This is a genomic window from Arachidicoccus ginsenosidivorans (assembly GCF_007971385.1).
Classification (GTDB): Bacteria; Bacteroidota; Bacteroidia; order Chitinophagales; family Chitinophagaceae; genus Arachidicoccus; species Arachidicoccus ginsenosidivorans.
The window spans coordinates 5,589,009-5,606,709 of record NZ_CP042434.1 but is presented as its reverse complement, the minus strand read 5'-3'; the positions used below and the strand labels follow the sequence as shown (position 1 = coordinate 5,606,709).

Sequence of the window (17,701 nt, the reverse complement as noted above, 5' to 3'; positions counted from 1 at the left end):
CATACTATGTAGCAATAAATCTATAAAGCAGCAAGTAGGGTTGCTACAGTAGTACATTAGCCAAGCCAATAGGGCCCGAATTAAGGTGGAGTAGGAGTAGGTGGACCAGTTACAACCTCGTTCAAATGGAAGATTTGAACGAGGTTTTCTATAGGTAAATAAAGGCTGCAACTGAAACTGCAGCCTTTATGGCTTCGGTTTCCAATTGGGTCAATGCCTATATGAAATTTTATGATCTATGCTTCTAAATGCCTCCCTACCTGCTTGCTATAATTTAATTGAATGCTTTTTAGGGTAGCCACATTGAACCGACGGCAATAAACAAAGGGTGTATTTGTACGAAAATTTATAGTGAAATGCAGGGTTGTAGATCTTATAAAATTTGTTTTGTTAGGGTAGTGCTGAGGGAAATTATTTGATAGGAGGGATGTTTATATCTATTTTGCGCATAATCAAGTAGTTAATTGCTAAAAAATATTCCCTTTATCATTTGCCAGATGATTTTTTGCCATCCATTTGTATCTTTTTTTTGGCAATTGGGAGGATTGAATGGTCGTATGGCAAATCGAAAATATGGATCAGATTTTATGCAATTTGAAACCTAGACTTTCAAATTGCATGATTTTGATGGTAAAATCGTGTAATTTGAAAGTTTAACTTGCAGATTACACGATTTTGCATGTATTTGTGGTCGATTTTCACTACTTTATTTTAGATGCTTTATTATAATAAAAGACATATTACTGGGGATTAAATTAAAATGCGCTTCGTCATGTTCCTGTTGTAGCACTTTTGCGACCTAGACAGGTTGGTAAGACGCCCCTTGCTTTAGAAATGGCTGGACATTTTAAAGATAAACATACCGCTTAGCTAGATTTGGAATTGGATTCTGATCTTAACAAATTAAGAGGCCCTGAAAGTTTTTTGCGACGTCAGCAAAAGCGTCTTTTGATCATTGACGAAGTACAGCGAAAGCCTGAGCTTTTTAAGATATTAAGAGGATTAATTGATATCCATAAAAGGGCAGGGGAGAGTTCTGGGCAATTCCTTTTATTAGGCTCTGCTTCTAGAGATTTATTGCAACAATCATCTGAAACCTTGGCAGGGAGAATAAGATATATGGAATTATGTCCATTTTCTGCAGCAGAAATATATAATTCAGATCCATTAGGTTACAATAATGATAAGTTATGGTTTAGAGGAGGATTTCCTGGAAGCTATTTAGCTGAAAATGATAATGAAAGTTGGCAATGGCGGGCGGATTTTATTTCTACTTACGTAGAAAGAGATATCCCATTGATGGGGCCAAAAGTGTCTGCTATGAGACTTAAGCGATTTTGGACGATGTTAGCACACTACCAAGGACAGCAAGTTGTGACCTCTGATTTGGGGAAAAGCTTGGGCGTTAGCCATACCACCATCAAATCATATATGGATATTCTGACTGATTTTTATATGATCCGGCAGATTCAACCCTGGTCAGGTAATTCAAAAAAAGATTGGTTAAGACCCCTAAAACATATTTACGCGACACTGGACTTTTGCATAGCCTGCTTAATATTTCAAATTTTGAAAGTCTTTTGGGGCATCCAATTATAGGCGTAAGTTGGGAAGGATTTGTGATAGAGAATATAATTTCAAAATTATCGAATAAGTGGCGGTATAGCTATTACAGGACAACAGGAAAAACAGAAGTTGATTTAGTGCTGGAAACGCCAAACAATGAGTTATGGGCTATTGAGATTAAGAGATCTTCGGCACCTACAGTTGGCAGTGGGTATTATAATGCTTGTGAAGACATGGGTGCGACTCACAAATTTGTAATTTATCCTGGAACTGATCATTATCCACTAGGTGACGAAGTAGAAGTTATGGGACTAATTGAACTTGTAGAAAGGATAGTGAGTGTAGATGGTTAGCCCGTCAACATTGATTTTTCTAAATCCTATGCAATGGTTATTCATAAGAGTTTTACGCGTTTCTCCCATAACTTTCTCCTGGGATGAAATCAAATCCTTTGTATGATATTTCGCAAGTTGGACGATAGTTGTATTGTTATAAACTTCCCTTTTGACATGAGTAGACTGATTGAATCAATATTACTGAGAATTCCACTGCCACCTTTTTACTTCGATGCATCTGATGATAATAAATGGTTAGTTGTTGAAGGGTTACAGAGATTATGGTCCATTAGGAACTTTATTATAAATTCTGAAAGAAAGAATGAAAATGGTATTGAGGCGCCATTGGAATTGAATGGGCAGGAAATTCTGACTGAATACAACAATAAACATATCACTTTTGATATGCTCAACAAAACCATGCAAAGACGTATTCTTGAAACCCAATCACGGTTTACCTTATTTTACCGGGGACGCCTAAAGTTGTTAAATATAATGTTTTTAAACGAATCAATACTGGAGGACTGGGCCTGAATACTATGGAAATACGCAATGCGTTAAATCAAGGCACCCCCTCCTTATTTTTAAAAAGTTTATCTGAGGATTTAAAATTAAGGTCCATTTTGAGGTTGGCAGATAATAGAATGGAAGATCGAGAATTATATTTACGTGCATACGCTTTTATCAATACAAAATATTTATATTACGAAAAGCCGTTAACAACTTTTCTTGATAAAGCTATGGAAAGTATTTATAAAAAGACTAAGGAAGGACTAGAGGAAATTTCTAGAAAAATTATTGATGCAATTGTTATACAATCTGAATTGTTTGGAAGGCATATTTTCAGTAAATCAATTTTAGGCAACACCAACAAAATAATTTTAAATAGTGCATTATTTGAGGTATGGGTTTCTCTAGTCTATTTCCTGGATGGAAATGAAAAAAGAGCATTATTATCTAATAGTGATATACTGATAAAAGAATATAAAATATTACTTAGAAATGAAGCGTTTGTTAAATCTATTACCACTTCCACAGCCAGTAATGAGGCTGTTAGAACACGGTTTGAAGGCGTGAAAAAATAATTGATAAATTTAAAAAATGATAACGAGAATAAGATTACAAAATTTCAAAGCATTTAAAGATGCCGAGATAAATCTTACAAATTTAAATCTTTTTACGGGGTTAAATGGGATGGGTAAATTTTCATTCTTGCAATCCTTGTTATTACTTAGGCAATCTGAACCTAATTTCATTCCAGCAATTAAAGGACTTGTATTAAAGGGAGAAATAATCGATTTGGGCAAAGGGAAAGATATTTATCATATAAATGCTGAGAATGATTTTATAAAATTTGAATTGACTTTTTGCTTTTTTACTTTTTGTTGCCATTTGCCGCAAAAATAAGCGATAAAAACTTATTTGACAGTTGACAGATTGTTATTATGGCTTTACAGGAAAAGAGACATTATTTGGAGAATCCATTGATTATCTGCCTAAAGCTGTTTTTACATTTACATTTTGGGGGAGATGTGTGTGTACACACACACTGGTTTGATTTTGGCGCAATTAGGCTGGTTTTGGCAAGATTAAGAAGAGGGGCAAACTGTCAAGGCAGCCGCAGGTTTTCAGGTTTATTCTGCCCACTGTTTTAATCGGGCCGAGTCTTTTATTATTCTGATTTTTTACAAATAACCATCGCATCCTTCCCTCTTTTTTTGGCTTATTCAATGAAGGGGCTACTTTTTCCTTTCTGTTGCCATGCTACAATGAAGAAATGATAAAATAAATGTAAAACGCCAATGCTCACAAGTCGTAGATACATTCAGCTTGACCTAATGGCTTAAATGCAGCGTGCTATTCAAAATTGAATAGCACGCTTTGTTGTACCCTATGTTGAATGATTGCAAATGCTACAATCTACCTAGTTTTACCGAAACCTCAATCGGCATCATATGCGATATCTCCCTCAGTTGTATACAGTAGCGTGCCCAATTGACCTATGACACTTGCAGGAACATTTAGTGACTGTGCAGCCTGAGCAACATCTCCGACAAATACATCAAAATCTTGCTTATTGCTTGTCGGATGGTCCGCCGAACCAAATCTTGCGAAAGTGGCATGGTTATGAACTGTTTTCATATCCGGTCCCTTATAGACATCCTGTTTACTGACAGCTGTCTGGACAAAGTCAGTAAAGGAATTCAATAAATGCGCTAGACCAGTCGTATTGCCGTCGCCCACTTCTGCTAAAAGCGTTGGAAAGTAGACCGCCAGACGGTTGTCAGAAGCGATAATGCCTAAGGCTTTGTTGACGACCGTTCTGATCGCCAGTCGGCCGGCCTGAATTTTTTGTCCATCATTATCCGGATCCGCTATCATCTTTGTGCCCTGGCCGGCTACCTGGCCTGTGGCCCCTTGAATAAACCAACCTAAGGTATCATAAAGTGGCGTTGTTGGAATGACTGTCATATCATCCTTATCATTATTGTGACAAGAACTAAGACAAAGTAAAATACAGGTGAAAGGAATTAAAATAAGGCCAATTTTTGAGCTGGTTTTCATAATTCTGATTTTATTTATTTGAAAATTTTTTGAGAAGATTAATTAATCGCTTTGGAAATAACCGAAGTTAATTTGCCATAAAAAGAATGGTTATTCATAACAGGACATCCACTCTCTAAGTCTTTGGCAGATACCGTATAAGGCTTAGCTTTTATATGCATTTCATTGATCGCATTTTGGTAGATGCTACTTGCTGAATTTTCCCGGTTATCAAAGCTATAAACCACGTTATGATCCTTAGTATTCAGATAAATACTCTTTATGCCTTTTTGTGCGCCTAGATTGGATTTCAATTGTGCAATCTGTTTACTATCAAGTGGTGACAGAAAATCAGTTCTGGCCATTTGAATATGTTCAAAAGGCAAAGGCCCTTTATGGTAGACCATTACACCGATATGAATAACCAGTGTCAGAAATAATAAAAATGCCAAACCAACCAGGCCGATTAAAGTCCATTTGATTTTTTGCCAAAGTTTCATTGTCATAGATTTTGCTTTTACACCTTGGTGAAATTGAATATTTTTTACCGTATCAATTCCTGTAGAAAATCTTCGGTATAATATATATACGGAGAATGAAGGTGGTTGGATTTAAAAAAAAGATTTTTTTTTAAAATTTATTCTAAAAAGCCCGCTACATTGGGTTAGGTCAGGAGATAATTCTGCAAAATAAATTAACAATCAACAAGTTAGTGTTTTTGATGGACAAGGCGAAGCTGGTTGCTTTAATGATTGAATATACGCATACTCGTTTTAGAGATTAAAGGCAGAAAACTTTCGGCAGAACAAGTTCTTGCAATACGGATGCTTTTAATCGAGAAGGCCAATGAGCAAGAGGATGTTTACCATTCAATGAAGGCGGCGACATGGGAGAAGACAGTAGAGGAAGTTCTGTTGGCATGCCATACCATATCGTACCATACAATATATCACACCATACCATACAATACAATACAATACAATAAATCGCTTTTAGAAGCCAAGTTGATAATTACAGGTATTTAAGGGAGTCATTTTTTATGAAACCCCGCCCATGACATACATCTGATCCATGGTGGGGGTAGGGTTACCACCCGCTTTTTCCAGTGTAATAGCAAATGCCTGGACCTGTCCAGCACTTACTTTTTTCATCTGAACGGGCAGATTTGCTTTTTTGGAGTATACAGCCCTAAATCAACAGGTTTGCCATCAACAATCGCCCAAAGTTGATAGACCTTACCAGTAGGAAGGGTAGGCAAGTCTGATTTCCCTAAATAAACAGTTTGGTCGTTTGTATTCCAGTAAACAGTTACATTAAATGCAGGATGCTGTTTTACCCCTTTCATGACTACCGGACGAATGTCCGGATTGGCAAGCAAGGTCACCTGCTTTTGAATCTGAGACAAACTGTCATTTAATAGGGTCGTATTCTTACTTAACTGCTTGTTTTGTAGTGCTAATCGCGTGGCCAGTTGCGATGCCCTATGCTTTTGGGAGCTGAGATATATATTAAAGCCGATACTAACCATTAAAATAATGGTGCCAGCAATGGCCAGTTTGCGCCAGATACTTATCTGATCACGCAACACCTTTGGACTAACCAATTGCGCTGGGCTAGTAGTAAGTGCAGGCTTGTCTTCTTTTGCCTCGTCCTTAACCTTTAGATCCCTGATTTGGTTCATTATTAAGGATTTGAGTTCACTTGGTGGTTCAACAGTATACAGGCGTCCGTATGTTTCCAGACTTTCTTCCAGAGAACGAACGTGGCTGGCTACTTCATAATGGCGTTCCATCATGGCCATAACTTCCCTATTCTCTTTTTCAGAGAGTAGTCCAAGAACATAGTTCTCAAGGACACCGGATGATATGTATTTTTCCAAATCCAAAATTCGCTATACGATATTTAATAATTTTCTTAATTGAATAAGTGCCTTACGCACTTGTGTCTTAACGGTGCCAATAGGCATCCCCATTTCCTCGGCAATTTCATTTTGCGTGTAGCCGTGGAAATAGGCTAGGTCGATCACCTTTTTGTGCGTTTCATCTAAGGACACCAGGACTTTATCCATTCCAATATGATCCACACTAGGGGTTGTCGTTCCATTATCCGCATCTCCCGCATTTTTTTCGTCAAATGCGTGTATATGCCGATTTTCTTTATAATTTTTTGACCTGATTTTATCGATGGTCGTATTATGTGCCACTCGAATTAGCCAGGTGTATAAATGTCCTTTTTGTTCATCATATTGCCCTATTTTCTGAAAAACCTTTATAAAGACATCTTGCAATAAATCTTTAGCCAGTTCAGTATCTGAGGTCATTTGAAGGATATAACCATAAATAGCAGCACCATAATGATCATACAAATAACTATAGGCTGATTCATCCCCTTTTTTTAAGGCGATGACCAGATCCTTTTCATTATTTAGCGTTTCATTTGTCAATGCTGCTGCTGATTTACTTTCGCAAAGTAGTTTTTTATTTTCAAAAAGATGAAAATTTTAATGATTAAGCTCATATTAAAACTTAAACCACTATAATTGGTATATTTATTTCCAAAAGAACTTTCTTAGGAGGATATACCTGGTCATTTGGGAGAAAACTAACCAAATTAGCAAAGACTGGGCGTGTTTAGTCATCTGGCTGGCATTGATTGCATCATCCCATAAGCCAAAGATAGATTAAGTGATATTGAAATCCTAAATTGGAGGATAAGTATTATCTGGTGAACTGGCTGATCCGCATTGTATTGGATAATGACACCTTACATGTCTCCAAAAATTACACTGGCCAATCTAAAAATAAAATTAACCCGCTTCGTTTTGTTATTACGCTGAAGCATGGATCTGATTTTGATATGATAGAAATGGTTTTTAACCTAGCCATGAGTTGTGTCTTGTATCACCATAGCATAATTAGTGGATGATAAAAATACTTGAAAATATGCGCATCAATTGATCTTTAGAAACAGACTTGTGGCGTTTGGACTACAAAATATTTTTAAAGCTAAAAATCCTTATGGTTAATTTTTATATTTTCGTGCGGGTTTAGAAAAAAGTAAAAGTTTAAACTTATAGTTCGATTAAAATAACCATTCAATAAACAAAAACAAATAAATAAAACCGCATGAAAAAGACCTTTACACTAATGATTACTGTATTAGTATGCTTTGTAACAGCAAACAATACCAATGCACAAAACACCATTTCAAAGGATTCATTGAAAACCTTGAAGTTCAATAAAAATCTATTGAAACAAAAGACAAAATTGAACGAACAAAAATTAATCTTGGCTAATTATCAAAAGGATTTGACAGACTATCAAAGTGATTTGGAAGAGGCAAACGAGAAAGCAAAAGAAACTGCTGCTGATAGCAAAACCGCAGCTGCAAAAATGGCTCGAAATGCAGGTGATAACAAATTGGCAAAGAAAGCGAAGAAAGCCGCAGGTAAAGCATCTTCCGCCAATAAAAAGGCTTTAAAATTGACATCCAAAATAACAAAAATTCAAAGTAAAATAGATAAAACCAATAGAGAAATAACTGGATTAACAGCAGATATTGAGAAGCAAGAAGAAACGCAGCATTAAATAGGAGTGTTGACAATGAATCATTTTTTTGGGATGATTCCCATGGTGTAAATGCTGTTTTAATAATGGATAATTGACATTGCTAATTCTATAAATTACTCAATGGGGTAATCTATTGCTTATAATTGGCATAATTAAGTCATTTTTGGCGAATGAATGGCACTCTCTACTATTAAGGCTTGGCTTGGCGGCCTTTTTTTGGAAGAATTCAAAGGATCTCTGCTTTCGCCTGGTTAGCATAATTCTGGATATTCATTGTCTCTTTTCTTGGGTTGAAACCACCGCCTTTTAGGCGGAAGGCTTAAGCTCAAGAATTGCCTTGAAAAATAATTGTAGTTTTTTGTGCTAATTATTTGTGTATACTAAAATAATTATCTATCTTTGTCAAAGATATGGTAGTTGTAGCACAAATAAAGTTAGTTCCAGATCGGGAGCAATTTGGTCTGTTAATGGAAACATTAACGGCAATGAACCTTGCCTGCAACCAAATATCAGCGGTGGCTTTTGATAACCAGTGTTTTAATAGAATAAGGTTGCATAAGCTAACTTACTACGCTATACGGGAGGATTTTGGACTTAAATCCCAAATGACCATCCGGGCTATTGGTAAGGTTGCTGATGCATACAAGGTTAAAGCCAAAAAGGCTACCGGTCCAATTGATACCCAAGGAACCTTCAGATTAAAAGGGGCGGTGGCATTTGACTGTCGTATGATCAGCTTTGCTCTCTCCAGTGATAGCCTAAGCATACTTACGCTTGAAGGAAGACAAGTAATGAAATTTGAGGTTGGAGATAATGCCCGTAATTTGTTGGCATTTCAAAAGGGAGAATCAGATTTGTTTTTTCGTAACGGTCACTTTTTTTAAATGTCAGTTGTGATATCCCGGAACCCGAATTAATAGTTCACGAAAATGTGATCGGTGTTGATTTGGGCATCAATCAGTTAGCGACCTTATCTACTGGGGAGTCTTTTGATGGTCAGCAGACTGAAAAGGTACATAAAAAAAACAAGCCAAAAGAACTGGTCTTCAAAAAAAGAAGACGCGTTCTGCAAAAAGAAAATTGAAAAAAAACTCTGGAAAAGAGAAAAGGTTTAAAAGGAATGAGAACCACATGTGCGTCCAGCGAAGGTGGATGTGTTCAATGGGAGATAGACCCATCAAGGCAAAAGTCAACAGCCTAGTAGCTAAACAGCAGGTGTGGAAGTAATGAAGCATCTGAAGCCTGTGGATAAAGCCATGTTTTGCATGGTGAGCGAGTTTGCGGGCCGTAACGAAAGTGAACGCATAGGTAGCCTCGTTACTTTAAACCAATGGCCGAGTTTTTATGTGATGTGCGAAGGCAGCATTCAGATCCTATATTGCGAAATTGACTGGTACGAGATCTGAACATTGGCGGGGTTGTAGCGACAGCACGTAAACACAGGACACATCCGCAACTGGAGAGACCCGCTCCACCCTGGGAAGAAAGGACCAGAGCAAGGTAAGCCCTATAACCGCAAAACGGGAAATGGGAAGAAAGGTGAGCGGGAGTCGGAGGGGCTCATATTAGTAATGAAACCGGGGAGAGCCGGTGGAGCGAAGGAGCCCTACTAGCAATCATTCTTTCAACAAAAAGAGAGGCAAAGGTAAAAATGATAAAAATACCTATCAAACTGCAGGATCTGCGAAGAAAGATATATATCAAGGCGAAGGCTGAACCCAGTCATCGCTTCTGGGGACTTTATGTCCATGTATGTAAATTTGAAACACTGGAAGAAGCTTACAAACTAGTCAAGGCCAATGGTGGTTCTCCTGGAATCGACCAAATAAGCTTTGCGCAAGTTGAAAAATCTAACAGAGGCAAATTTCTTTGGGAAATAGAGACCGCATTAAAGGACGGCACGTACAGACCGATGCCTAACAGAATTGTAGAGATACCAAAGGCTGCCTGTACGACCCGAACCCTAGGGATCGCCACAATTCGGGATCGGGTCGTACAGGCAGCTGTAAAATTGATCCTGGAACCTATATTCGAGTCAGACTTTCAAGAAGGATCCTTTGGATATCGACCCATGAGAACAGCACATGAGGCCACAGCGCGAGTAGGAAAGGCGGTCATATCACAGAAAACCCGTGTCATAGACCTAGATCTGAAAGGCTACTTTGATACCATAAGCCACAGCATCCTACTGGAGAAGATCGCCAAGCGGGTCAATGATGACCAACTGATGCGCCTAATCAAAATGATGCTAAAGGCAAATGGTAAAGTCGGCGTACCTCAGGGTTCTGTGTGTTCGCCACTGTTCAGTAATCTGTACCTCACCGAGTTAGATAAAATGCTAGAGAAGGCAAAGGAAGTATCTAAACAAGGGCAGTATTCTCAATTAGAATATGCTCGTTTCGCAGACGACCTAGTCATTTTAGTAAGCTATCACCGGAGTGCGGACAAACTCTGGGAACAGGTAAACAGGAGACTTCGGGAAGAACTGGCAAAGCTAAAAGTCCAGATCAATGAAGAGAAAACCAAATATCTTGACCTCAACAAAGGAGATAAGTTTGACTTTCTAGGCTTTGAATTTAGGAAAATAAAGACAAAGACTGGCAAAATGGGTGTCTTACAACTACCCAAGAAAGCGTCCAAACAAAAACTCAAGGACAAGTTAAAAGCAGCCTTCAAAAACAACGTATCACAGCCACTAACCAGAGTTCGGGATATTATCAATCCCATAATAAAAGGTTGGGTGAATCACTTTAAATACGGTAATTCCTCTAAGTTTTTTGGGGAACTCAAATACTGGCTAAACAAAAAGATACGACGTCATTTAATGCGAGCCATGAAGCGAAAGGGTTACGGTTGGAAGCGGTGGAGTACAAAAGGACTCTTCGCAATCTATAATATATTTTGTGATTTTAAGGTAGTCCGTTGGAAAGTCAATCCCAAACGACAGGCCGAAAACCCTTGGTATGAAATTGTGAAGTGAGCGTAGTGCTGGAAATCGGCACGCTACGTTCGTCGAGGCAGGTGCTGGAAACACTATCTGAGAGATCAAACAAGTGCGCCAGCGCTTGACCCTACCAAAAAGTACATTTAATACACTTTTAATTCCGGAAGTCAAAAAGGAATTAATTGTTATCGAAAGTTTGTTAACCAATTTTAGGAAGAAAACTAAGGAAGCTTTGATTACTTTATCAAACATACATAAGATTGAAATTTCTGACTATTTAATTCTAAAAGATGAATATGAAAGTACTTATTCAGAAGAAAAGGACTCCATACTCAAAGAGTATTACAAAGCGGCTTTTTATTTAGGCTCTATTCTGTCAAAAGAAGATTATAAAACAATATTTTACAACTTATAGATTATGCAAGCATCCATAGCAAATATATTTCTTTTTAAAGATACTGGGGAATTTCGAAAATTGGAATTTGATGAAGGATTAAATATAATTTCTGGTGATTCTAAAACAGGTAAAAGTGCAATCGTTGAAATTATAGACTACTGTTTGTTTGCAAGCAGATCTACTATACCAAAAGGAATTATAACAGACTGGACGGATATTTATTGTATAATTTTTAAATTTAGAAAAAAATATCTGATTTTAGGAAGAAGAAAAAACTGTAATCAAATGTATTTTGGGGTTGAAATAAGTTCGGAGTTTCTGATTGACTTTTCCATAGAATATTTCAGCGACATGAAACTTACTGATTTAGATGAATCCAAACGTGAATTTGAAAAACATATAGGAATTTCTGTTTTAGATACAAGAATTGACGAAGAAGAAGATAAAAGAAAATCTGGTGGAAAAGTTACAATGCGCAGCTTTGTGCCATTCTTATTTCAACACCAAAACCTAATTGCGAATAAACATAGTCTTTTTTATAGATTCGATGATTTTTATAAGAGAAGAAAAACCATTGATGATTATCCCATACTAATGGGATGGGGAAATGCAGAATTTTTTGATTTACAGAGAAATCTTGAAAGCAAACAAAAAGAATTAAATCAAAAGAAAAAGTTAGATGAAAAATTAAAAATCAGTAATGGTCAATTAAGGGAGGATCTTTATGGTATAGTATCATTTTATTATACTTCTATTGGTAAAGAATTGTCTGATGATATTACTTTATCCGATCTTAAAAAACTTGTCAAAGATTTGCCCAATGCTAATATTAACTCATTTGGCGACCAGAATCTTAATGAGGAATTGAAGAAAGTTGATAATTTAATTTTCAAGAAGAAAAAGGAATTAGAAATCGTATTAGATCTATTATCTACAATTAAATCTAATAATGATATTTCTATAAACTATTCCCAAAACATTAATCGCTTAAAATCCTTAGCCTCTATCGAGACAAATGTTAGTGAAGTTCATTGTCCTCTTTGTAACCAAGAGGTAGCAGCGATAAATGATAAAATTTCTTTAATCAAAGAATCTAATGAAATATTAGAGGATGAATTTGAAAAAATAGGTACCTATGTAAATGATACTTCATTTCAAAATTCATCGCTTCGAAAAGAAAGAGATTTTCTGAAAAAAGAGTTGAAGGAGCTAAATGTTAAAGCTGGCAATTTGAATAAGCAGGTTTTATCGGAATACAATACTAGGTATGAATATGAAAGATACTTTTTATTAAAAGGTCGAACTGAAGCAAATGCTCAAAATCTTATTGATAGAAATAAGATTTTATCAAATGGTTTAAATGACTATTCAGAACTAGAAATAGAGATTGAAGATCTTAAAAATAAACTCGCTGGTTTCAACTTAAAGGTAGAGATAGAAAGGGCACAAATAAAATTAGGTGAAAAGATGAGTGCCATTTGTGAATTGCTTGATTTTGAGGAAGAGTTTAAGCCAGGAAAAATTCTTTTCGATTTGGAGAAGTTTAGCTTAAAATACAATTTAAAGAATAAAGAAAACATTCTTCTTTCAGAAATGGGAAGTGGTTCAAACTGGTTAGCAATTCATTTATCTGCATTTTTAGGTTTTTTATATCTGCATAGCATTACTCCGACTTCTAAAATACCATCTATTTTAGTATTGGATCAACCAAGTCAAGTTTATTTTCCGAAAATTTACAAACAATTGGATGAAGAGGGTGAAAGTAAGGAAAAGAAAGAAAAGAAAGTTGATGATAATATTATTCAAGTGAAAAATATATTCAAAGTGATATCTGATGAAATTGCTAATATTGATAAAGAATGTGGATATAAACCACAAGTTATTGTTTTAGAGCATGCTGATGAAGATGAATTTTCACAATTTATTAAATATCGATGGAGCAAAACTGGTGATAAACTAATTTAAGCTAGTGCAAGAAATTTAAGTTGCCGTAATATGGTAAGGATTTGTCGGGGCCTTCATTGCCACTGTTTTCCCATGGTATTTTTTGGCATAAACCAATAAATTTGGCAAGATTTACAGAAGAATAAATTATTAAAATTATTGATGGGATGCCGGAGGACGTTTCGATTAAGGATGACTATTCACAGGAAGTGGCATGGAAAATAAGTACTCACCAGGACCACCCGTTGTAAAGTTTGTAGGCTTTTAGCAACGACATAAAACGATACCAATTAGCGATACATGAAAGTTATATATTTTATTCAGAGTCCAGATTATGCGTTTAGAACACCATGCGTGTCCCTTAACTCCTTATCAAATAGCGCATGGTCATATCCAGCTGTATAATAACGGCTGAATTTCTCCCTGCCGCCCGCCTTTTGGTAATTTAAGGAATGCTGCTGTATATATTTAATAGGAAAAATACCAGATGCCGCCTTTTTGACCACCTCCGCATTAATATCCGTGCCATATATAAAATAGACTTATGTAGTAAACTGGCTTCCTTTAGTAATATAGCTATAGAATAGACTTCTTCCCCAGTAGAACAGCCCGCATGCCAGATCCGGATCAAAGGATAAGTAGCCAGTAACGGTAACACATCTGTTAGTAAAGCCTTATAAAACAGCGAATCCGGAACGTTTCAGTAACATTTACTATCAACTGCTCAATAAAAAGGTTAAAATAGCCCTGATCCAGCCGAAGCCTATACCTATATACTGCAAAACTTGGGGAACCTAACAAGCGCATACAACCGGTTAATTCTCCATTTGAAAAAGTTTTAGCGTAAGCTGTAAAATCATACGACTTAGACTTAGGTGCCAGGCTTAACGCAAAGGTACTCTGGTTATCGTCCTCAATAATCAAAATAGACGGAGCTTTATTTTCCGTAATTATTGTCATTGGCTACTTTAAAACTAATATGTTCAAACTATTTTGCCCAAGGTTTTTCATTAAATAACCATACCCGCAACAAAGAAATCAACTGATCATTATTCAAAGGCTTAGAGATATAATCAGAAGCAGCCTCTGAAATATAATATTCCTATTCACCAACCACTTTCGGCTTAGCCGCAATAATTGTTACAGGTGCTGATATATGTTTAGATCACACATAGTTATATTAAAATGATACTGGAATTTTTTTAAAAAGCTGATCAATCTTAATTCTCCAGAAGATTTTTCAAATATCTGGCCGATATTCAATTGGTTAGGGCTTTGATATTTTGTTACTACTCAGCGGGGTTATTGACCCAATTTCGTCCTTTTTTATTAGCGGCACCTAAGCTCTTCATAATTCTTTGGCATTGCCTGACTTTTAGATCGATTCTAAATTTATCTTTCAAAAGAGTCGACAGGCTTTGTCCTTCCCATCTCTGAGCATTAATACCATAATTTTGTGGAGACTTTTTTAATACGTCTGATATTATATTCAATGGGCTTTCTTGAACACGTGGCCTCCTTCCAGATTTATCCTTATCTTTCAAAACGCTAATATCTCCATTTGTTATATTAAAGGCGTGTATCCATCGTGCAATTGTTTGTGGTGTCGTCCCATGCAGCTGGGCGACATCATCACAACTTAGTTTACTGTCTTGGATCAACATCAGAATACAATGTAACCGATAGGATAATTTTAAATCATCCGAAGTGTCAAAGTATTCCAGAATGCGCTCTTTGATCAATTCCCTATTTTTAATTTCTAATCTCTTCATGGTAAAACAAAATTACAAAAAAATATCGTTTTTTCATTGTTTATAATATATGACGTTATATATTTGCGTATCGTTACAAAATCTACCATAAAAGGCGCGGCGAAAGCCATAAGCAGGACGCAATCGTCCTACAAACCGGGTTTAGCGGCCGACGAGGCTAAAAAGGAATTCAGTCCCTCAAAGTGAGTCTCGAAGAAGAAAAAAGGCTGTCAAAAATAAAGGATGCCATCATTGCAGCAGAGAAGTGGAAGAATGTAAAGTTAAAAAAGGCTAATACATTACTTCAAAAAAAGGTCAACAATGGACTTGCGACTATTGCAAAGTTGAAGGAAAATCTGCGTATTGCCAAGCTGCCTAAAAACAGTTCCAATAGCTCCAGGGCTCCGTCAACTGATTTATACAAGCCTAAACGGAGTAAAGACTTAAGCCTCAGGGAAAAGTCTGGAAAAAAGACAGGGGGCCAACCAGGTCATAAAGGCACCACGCTTGCTTTTAGTACTGAAACGCCTGACGAGGTAATAAACCATATTCCAGATTTCTGTTCTGAATGTGGAAGATCCCTTGCTAGCATTCCGGCGGAACTCGGAGAAGTGCATCAGCAGGTTGACATTAAAGTGCCACCTCCTGTTTTGATCAACCACCAAAGCATGATTAAACACTGTACCTGTGGTAAGTGCAATAAAGGCGCCTTTCCTAAAGGGGTTCAGGGAAGAGTCAACTATGGATCAGGACTTATAGCCCTTGTTGTCAATTTATCAGTTCGTCAATATGTTTCTTATGAAAGAGTCGTAGAGTTTATTGAAGATCTTTATAAAATCCATATCAGTGAAGGAACGGTAGCCAACATTTTAAAAAGATTTGCCATTGGTTGCGACGGTAAAATAGAAGAAATTAAAGATGGGCTACAGGCATCAAAGGTTGTTTGTGCAGATGAAACCAGCGGCAAATTAGACGGCAAGAAAATTTGGTTTCATGTCTACCAAAACGATCGCCTTACTTTTATCGGGGCGCACCGTTCCAGAGGACAGATTGCTCAACAAACATTTTTTCCATTAGGTTTTCCATACAGTGTACTGGTACACGATTGCCTATCAATGCAATTATCGACACCAGCATGCCTCCACCAGATTTGCAACGTCCATTTGCTGCGTGAATTAAAAGCCTTCTTGGAAGCGCATCCAAAGATCGAATGGTCAAAACAATTAATTAGGTTAATAAAAGATGCCATAGACCTTAATAAGAAAGATCCGAAACCAACTGAGGTGGCAAAAATTGAAGACAGATTAACCAAGCTACTTAAACAAAATATGGGGAAAGCACCTGGTAAGATACCAGCCATGTGGAAGCGTTTGAACAAACACAAAGACAAAATCTTTTTATTTCTAAAATACCCAGAACTGAAGATTCCTCCAGAAAATAATTCAAGTGAAAGGGCGATCCGCAACGTAAAAGTCAAGGTAAAGGTCTCGGGACAATTTAAATCTGACGATGGAGCAAAGGACTATGCTACCATTAGATCTATTATCGACACCGCAAACAAGCAAGGGATAAACATCCATGAAGAACTAGTAAGCATCGCCCAGGCCTAGGTTCAATTAATTCCGTATTATTTATTTTAGACACCCATACCGAGTCAAATACATCAGCTCGGTATGGGTGTTTGATTGCAACAACGGGTCTTTGTTATTAAACAGATCCTAATCGTCTGCCGGCTACACAAAATGCGTGCGGAAATAAAAGACCCAACCATGACGCGACGTAAAAAAAACAGACATCAACGTAGATGTTCCACAACAAATTTAGGTAAATTTTGTATTAAAGAGAGTTAGTATCAGGAATTAATCCATCCAATATGATGATTATCAAACAATTATCCACCTGAGTAGTAACGATATTTTAAATTTTAAGCGCTGAAAAATTTATTTTTGGAATTGTCCATTTATTTTCTTTTAACTTTACATTTAAACTGGATCCTATTTAAATTTCTGATGAGTACCTATCATTCATATGATGATCTTACATTATTATCCCTGCTAAAAAGTAGTGATGATGCTGCTTTTACGGAAATTTATAATCGTTATGCTGAGACTCTTTACCATTATGCTTATAACATTTTGCGTGATGAAGATGAATGTACAGATGCCATTCAAGAAGTCTTTGTATGGTTATGGAATAGTAGAGAGAAGCTCCAAATTACTGAATTAAAATATTATTTGCTAGCGGCCGTCAAGCATAAACTAGCCAGAGCCATCCGCAACAGCAAAAGGAAGGCAGAAATACTAGCTGCCCATCCATTAATCCAGACTTCTTTTGAAGAGGACAGTCTGGAATTAAAAGAGTTAAAGGCGGTTATAGTTCAATTCACGAACAATCTGCCTCCAAGAGCAAAAGAGATTTTTCACCTCAGTAGAAATGAATATTTGACCAACCGGGAGATTGCCGCCAAAATGAATATCAGCGAAAAAACAGTTGAAAATCAAATGACTATTACGCTAAAGAAGCTAAAACAAACCCTGGGAAGCTTTTGGGTGTTCTTTCTCTAATAGCGAATACTGCGATTTATAATACCAATAATTTTAATTTTTTTTGTCCCTTATTGGGGGCTGAGTCTTTTTGATGTCCCTTTACTA

Annotated in this window: 20 protein-coding genes and 1 pseudogene; 13 read left to right on the top strand and 8 right to left on the bottom strand. The window is 36.7% G+C overall.

Features of this window, described 5'->3' with window-relative positions:
* The first annotated feature begins 876 nt into the window (after positions 1–876).
* From FSB73_RS25990 to FSB73_RS22480, 4 genes and pseudogenes are all read left to right on the top strand, one after another.
* Positions 877–1,919: pseudogene (locus tag FSB73_RS25990) on the top strand (ATP-binding protein).
* A 156-nt stretch (positions 1,920–2,075) separates the two neighbouring features.
* A complete protein-coding gene (locus tag FSB73_RS22490; protein ID WP_158639679.1) occupies positions 2,076–2,435 on the top strand; it encodes a DUF262 domain-containing protein in 360 nt (119 codons plus the stop codon).
* Between the two features lie 5 nt (positions 2,436–2,440).
* Positions 2,441–2,986 carry a hypothetical protein gene (locus tag FSB73_RS22485; protein WP_146787579.1) on the top strand — a complete coding sequence of 182 codons (546 nt, stop codon included), beginning with the start codon at positions 2,441–2,443 and terminating at the stop codon, positions 2,984–2,986.
* Positions 2,987–3,002: 16 nt separating this feature from the next.
* Entirely contained in the window at positions 3,003–3,308 is a 306-nt protein-coding gene (locus tag FSB73_RS22480) for an AAA family ATPase (RefSeq protein ID WP_146787576.1), read from the top strand.
* Positions 3,309–3,842: 534 nt separating this feature from the next.
* Here FSB73_RS22480 and FSB73_RS22475 read toward each other — a convergent pair.
* From FSB73_RS22475 to FSB73_RS22460, 5 genes are all read right to left on the bottom strand, one after another.
* Positions 3,843–4,466 carry a globin family protein gene (locus FSB73_RS22475; protein ID WP_146787573.1) on the bottom strand — a complete coding sequence of 208 codons (624 nt, stop codon included), beginning with the start codon at positions 4,464–4,466 and terminating at the stop codon, positions 3,843–3,845.
* A gap of 38 nt (positions 4,467–4,504) precedes the next feature.
* Entirely contained in the window at positions 4,505–4,951 is a 447-nt protein-coding gene (locus FSB73_RS22470) for a hypothetical protein (protein WP_146787570.1), read from the bottom strand.
* 531 nt (positions 4,952–5,482) lie between these two features.
* Positions 5,483–5,596 carry an anti-sigma factor gene (locus FSB73_RS25980; protein ID WP_225974287.1) on the bottom strand — a complete coding sequence of 38 codons (114 nt, stop codon included), beginning with the start codon at positions 5,594–5,596 and terminating at the stop codon, positions 5,483–5,485.
* Positions 5,593–6,330 carry an anti-sigma factor gene (locus tag FSB73_RS22465; RefSeq protein ID WP_158639678.1) on the bottom strand — a complete coding sequence of 246 codons (738 nt, stop codon included), beginning with the start codon at positions 6,328–6,330 and terminating at the stop codon, positions 5,593–5,595. The genes FSB73_RS25980 and FSB73_RS22465 overlap by 4 nt, the downstream gene beginning before the upstream one ends.
* A gap of 6 nt (positions 6,331–6,336) precedes the next feature.
* On the bottom strand, positions 6,337–6,888 hold the full coding sequence (locus FSB73_RS22460) for an RNA polymerase sigma factor (protein ID WP_146787565.1): 552 nt from the start codon (positions 6,886–6,888) through the stop codon (positions 6,337–6,339).
* A gap of 260 nt (positions 6,889–7,148) precedes the next feature.
* On the opposite strand from FSB73_RS22460, the gene FSB73_RS22455 reads away from it, so the two are divergent.
* From FSB73_RS22455 to FSB73_RS22430, 7 genes are all read left to right on the top strand, one after another.
* On the top strand, positions 7,149–7,370 hold the full coding sequence (locus tag FSB73_RS22455) for a hypothetical protein (RefSeq protein ID WP_146787562.1): 222 nt from the start codon (positions 7,149–7,151) through the stop codon (positions 7,368–7,370).
* A gap of 200 nt (positions 7,371–7,570) precedes the next feature.
* Positions 7,571–8,032 (top strand): hypothetical protein, encoded by a 462-nt coding sequence (locus FSB73_RS22450; protein ID WP_146787559.1) that lies wholly within the window; start codon positions 7,571–7,573, stop codon positions 8,030–8,032.
* Positions 8,033–8,481: 449 nt separating this feature from the next.
* Entirely contained in the window at positions 8,482–8,898 is a 417-nt protein-coding gene (locus FSB73_RS22445; RefSeq protein WP_146787556.1) for a hypothetical protein, read from the top strand.
* 47 nt (positions 8,899–8,945) lie between these two features.
* Positions 8,946–9,098 (top strand): hypothetical protein, encoded by a 153-nt coding sequence (locus tag FSB73_RS23440; protein WP_158639677.1) that lies wholly within the window; start codon positions 8,946–8,948, stop codon positions 9,096–9,098.
* Positions 9,099–9,665: 567 nt separating this feature from the next.
* Entirely contained in the window at positions 9,666–10,994 is a 1,329-nt protein-coding gene (ltrA, locus tag FSB73_RS22440) for a group II intron reverse transcriptase/maturase (RefSeq protein WP_146787553.1), read from the top strand.
* Positions 10,995–11,079: 85 nt separating this feature from the next.
* Positions 11,080–11,373: a three component ABC system middle component gene (locus tag FSB73_RS22435; RefSeq protein WP_158639676.1), complete on the top strand. Its 294-nt coding sequence runs from the start codon at positions 11,080–11,082 to the stop codon at positions 11,371–11,373.
* Between the two features lie 3 nt (positions 11,374–11,376).
* Positions 11,377–13,320, top strand: coding sequence for a DUF3732 domain-containing protein (locus tag FSB73_RS22430; protein WP_146787544.1), 1,944 nt, complete (start codon positions 11,377–11,379; stop codon positions 13,318–13,320).
* Positions 13,321–13,631: 311 nt separating this feature from the next.
* Here the strand turns inward: FSB73_RS22430 and FSB73_RS25975 are convergent, their stop codons facing one another.
* From FSB73_RS25975 to FSB73_RS22420, 3 genes are all read right to left on the bottom strand, one after another.
* Positions 13,632–13,805 (bottom strand): hypothetical protein, encoded by a 174-nt coding sequence (locus FSB73_RS25975; protein ID WP_225974912.1) that lies wholly within the window; start codon positions 13,803–13,805, stop codon positions 13,632–13,634.
* A complete protein-coding gene (locus tag FSB73_RS27860) occupies positions 13,745–13,957 on the bottom strand; it encodes a CheR family methyltransferase (protein WP_225974286.1) in 213 nt (70 codons plus the stop codon). The genes FSB73_RS25975 and FSB73_RS27860 overlap by 61 nt, the downstream gene beginning before the upstream one ends.
* A gap of 631 nt (positions 13,958–14,588) precedes the next feature.
* Positions 14,589–15,071, bottom strand: coding sequence for a helix-turn-helix domain-containing protein (locus FSB73_RS22420; RefSeq protein ID WP_146787541.1), 483 nt, complete (start codon positions 15,069–15,071; stop codon positions 14,589–14,591).
* 182 nt (positions 15,072–15,253) lie between these two features.
* On the opposite strand from FSB73_RS22420, the gene tnpC reads away from it, so the two are divergent.
* The gene (tnpC, locus tag FSB73_RS22415; RefSeq protein ID WP_158639675.1) at positions 15,254–16,660 is read left to right on the top strand and encodes an IS66 family transposase; all 1,407 of its coding nucleotides are present in this window, start codon (positions 15,254–15,256) and stop codon (positions 16,658–16,660) included.
* A 399-nt stretch (positions 16,661–17,059) separates the two neighbouring features.
* Positions 17,060–17,614: an RNA polymerase sigma-70 factor gene (locus FSB73_RS22410; RefSeq protein ID WP_146787535.1), complete on the top strand. Its 555-nt coding sequence runs from the start codon at positions 17,060–17,062 to the stop codon at positions 17,612–17,614.
* Positions 17,615–17,701: the final 87 nt, after the last annotated feature.

What these genes read in the sequence shown, in the direction of transcription:
- FSB73_RS22490 (WP_158639679.1), top strand. Translation starts at nt 2,076, where the DNA reads ATGAGTAGACTGATTGAATCAATATTACTGAGAATTCCACTGCCACCT.
- FSB73_RS22445 (WP_146787556.1), top strand. Translation starts at nt 8,482, where the DNA reads ATGGAAACATTAACGGCAATGAACCTTGCCTGCAACCAAATATCAGCG.
- FSB73_RS22470 (WP_146787570.1), bottom strand. Translation starts at nt 4,951, where the DNA reads ATGACAATGAAACTTTGGCAAAAAATCAAATGGACTTTAATCGGCCTG.
- FSB73_RS22485 (WP_146787579.1), top strand. Translation starts at nt 2,441, where the DNA reads ATGGAAATACGCAATGCGTTAAATCAAGGCACCCCCTCCTTATTTTTA.
- FSB73_RS25980 (WP_225974287.1), bottom strand. Translation starts at nt 5,596, where the DNA reads ATGAAAAAAGTAAGTGCTGGACAGGTCCAGGCATTTGCTATTACACTG.
- FSB73_RS22430 (WP_146787544.1), top strand. Translation starts at nt 11,377, where the DNA reads ATGCAAGCATCCATAGCAAATATATTTCTTTTTAAAGATACTGGGGAA.
- FSB73_RS22410 (WP_146787535.1), top strand. Translation starts at nt 17,060, where the DNA reads ATGAGTACCTATCATTCATATGATGATCTTACATTATTATCCCTGCTA.
- ltrA (WP_146787553.1), top strand. Translation starts at nt 9,666, where the DNA reads ATGATAAAAATACCTATCAAACTGCAGGATCTGCGAAGAAAGATATAT.
- FSB73_RS22480 (WP_146787576.1), top strand. Translation starts at nt 3,003, where the DNA reads ATGATAACGAGAATAAGATTACAAAATTTCAAAGCATTTAAAGATGCC.
- FSB73_RS22450 (WP_146787559.1), top strand. Translation starts at nt 7,571, where the DNA reads ATGAAAAAGACCTTTACACTAATGATTACTGTATTAGTATGCTTTGTA.
- FSB73_RS22475 (WP_146787573.1), bottom strand. Translation starts at nt 4,466, where the DNA reads ATGAAAACCAGCTCAAAAATTGGCCTTATTTTAATTCCTTTCACCTGT.
- FSB73_RS22420 (WP_146787541.1), bottom strand. Translation starts at nt 15,071, where the DNA reads ATGAAGAGATTAGAAATTAAAAATAGGGAATTGATCAAAGAGCGCATT.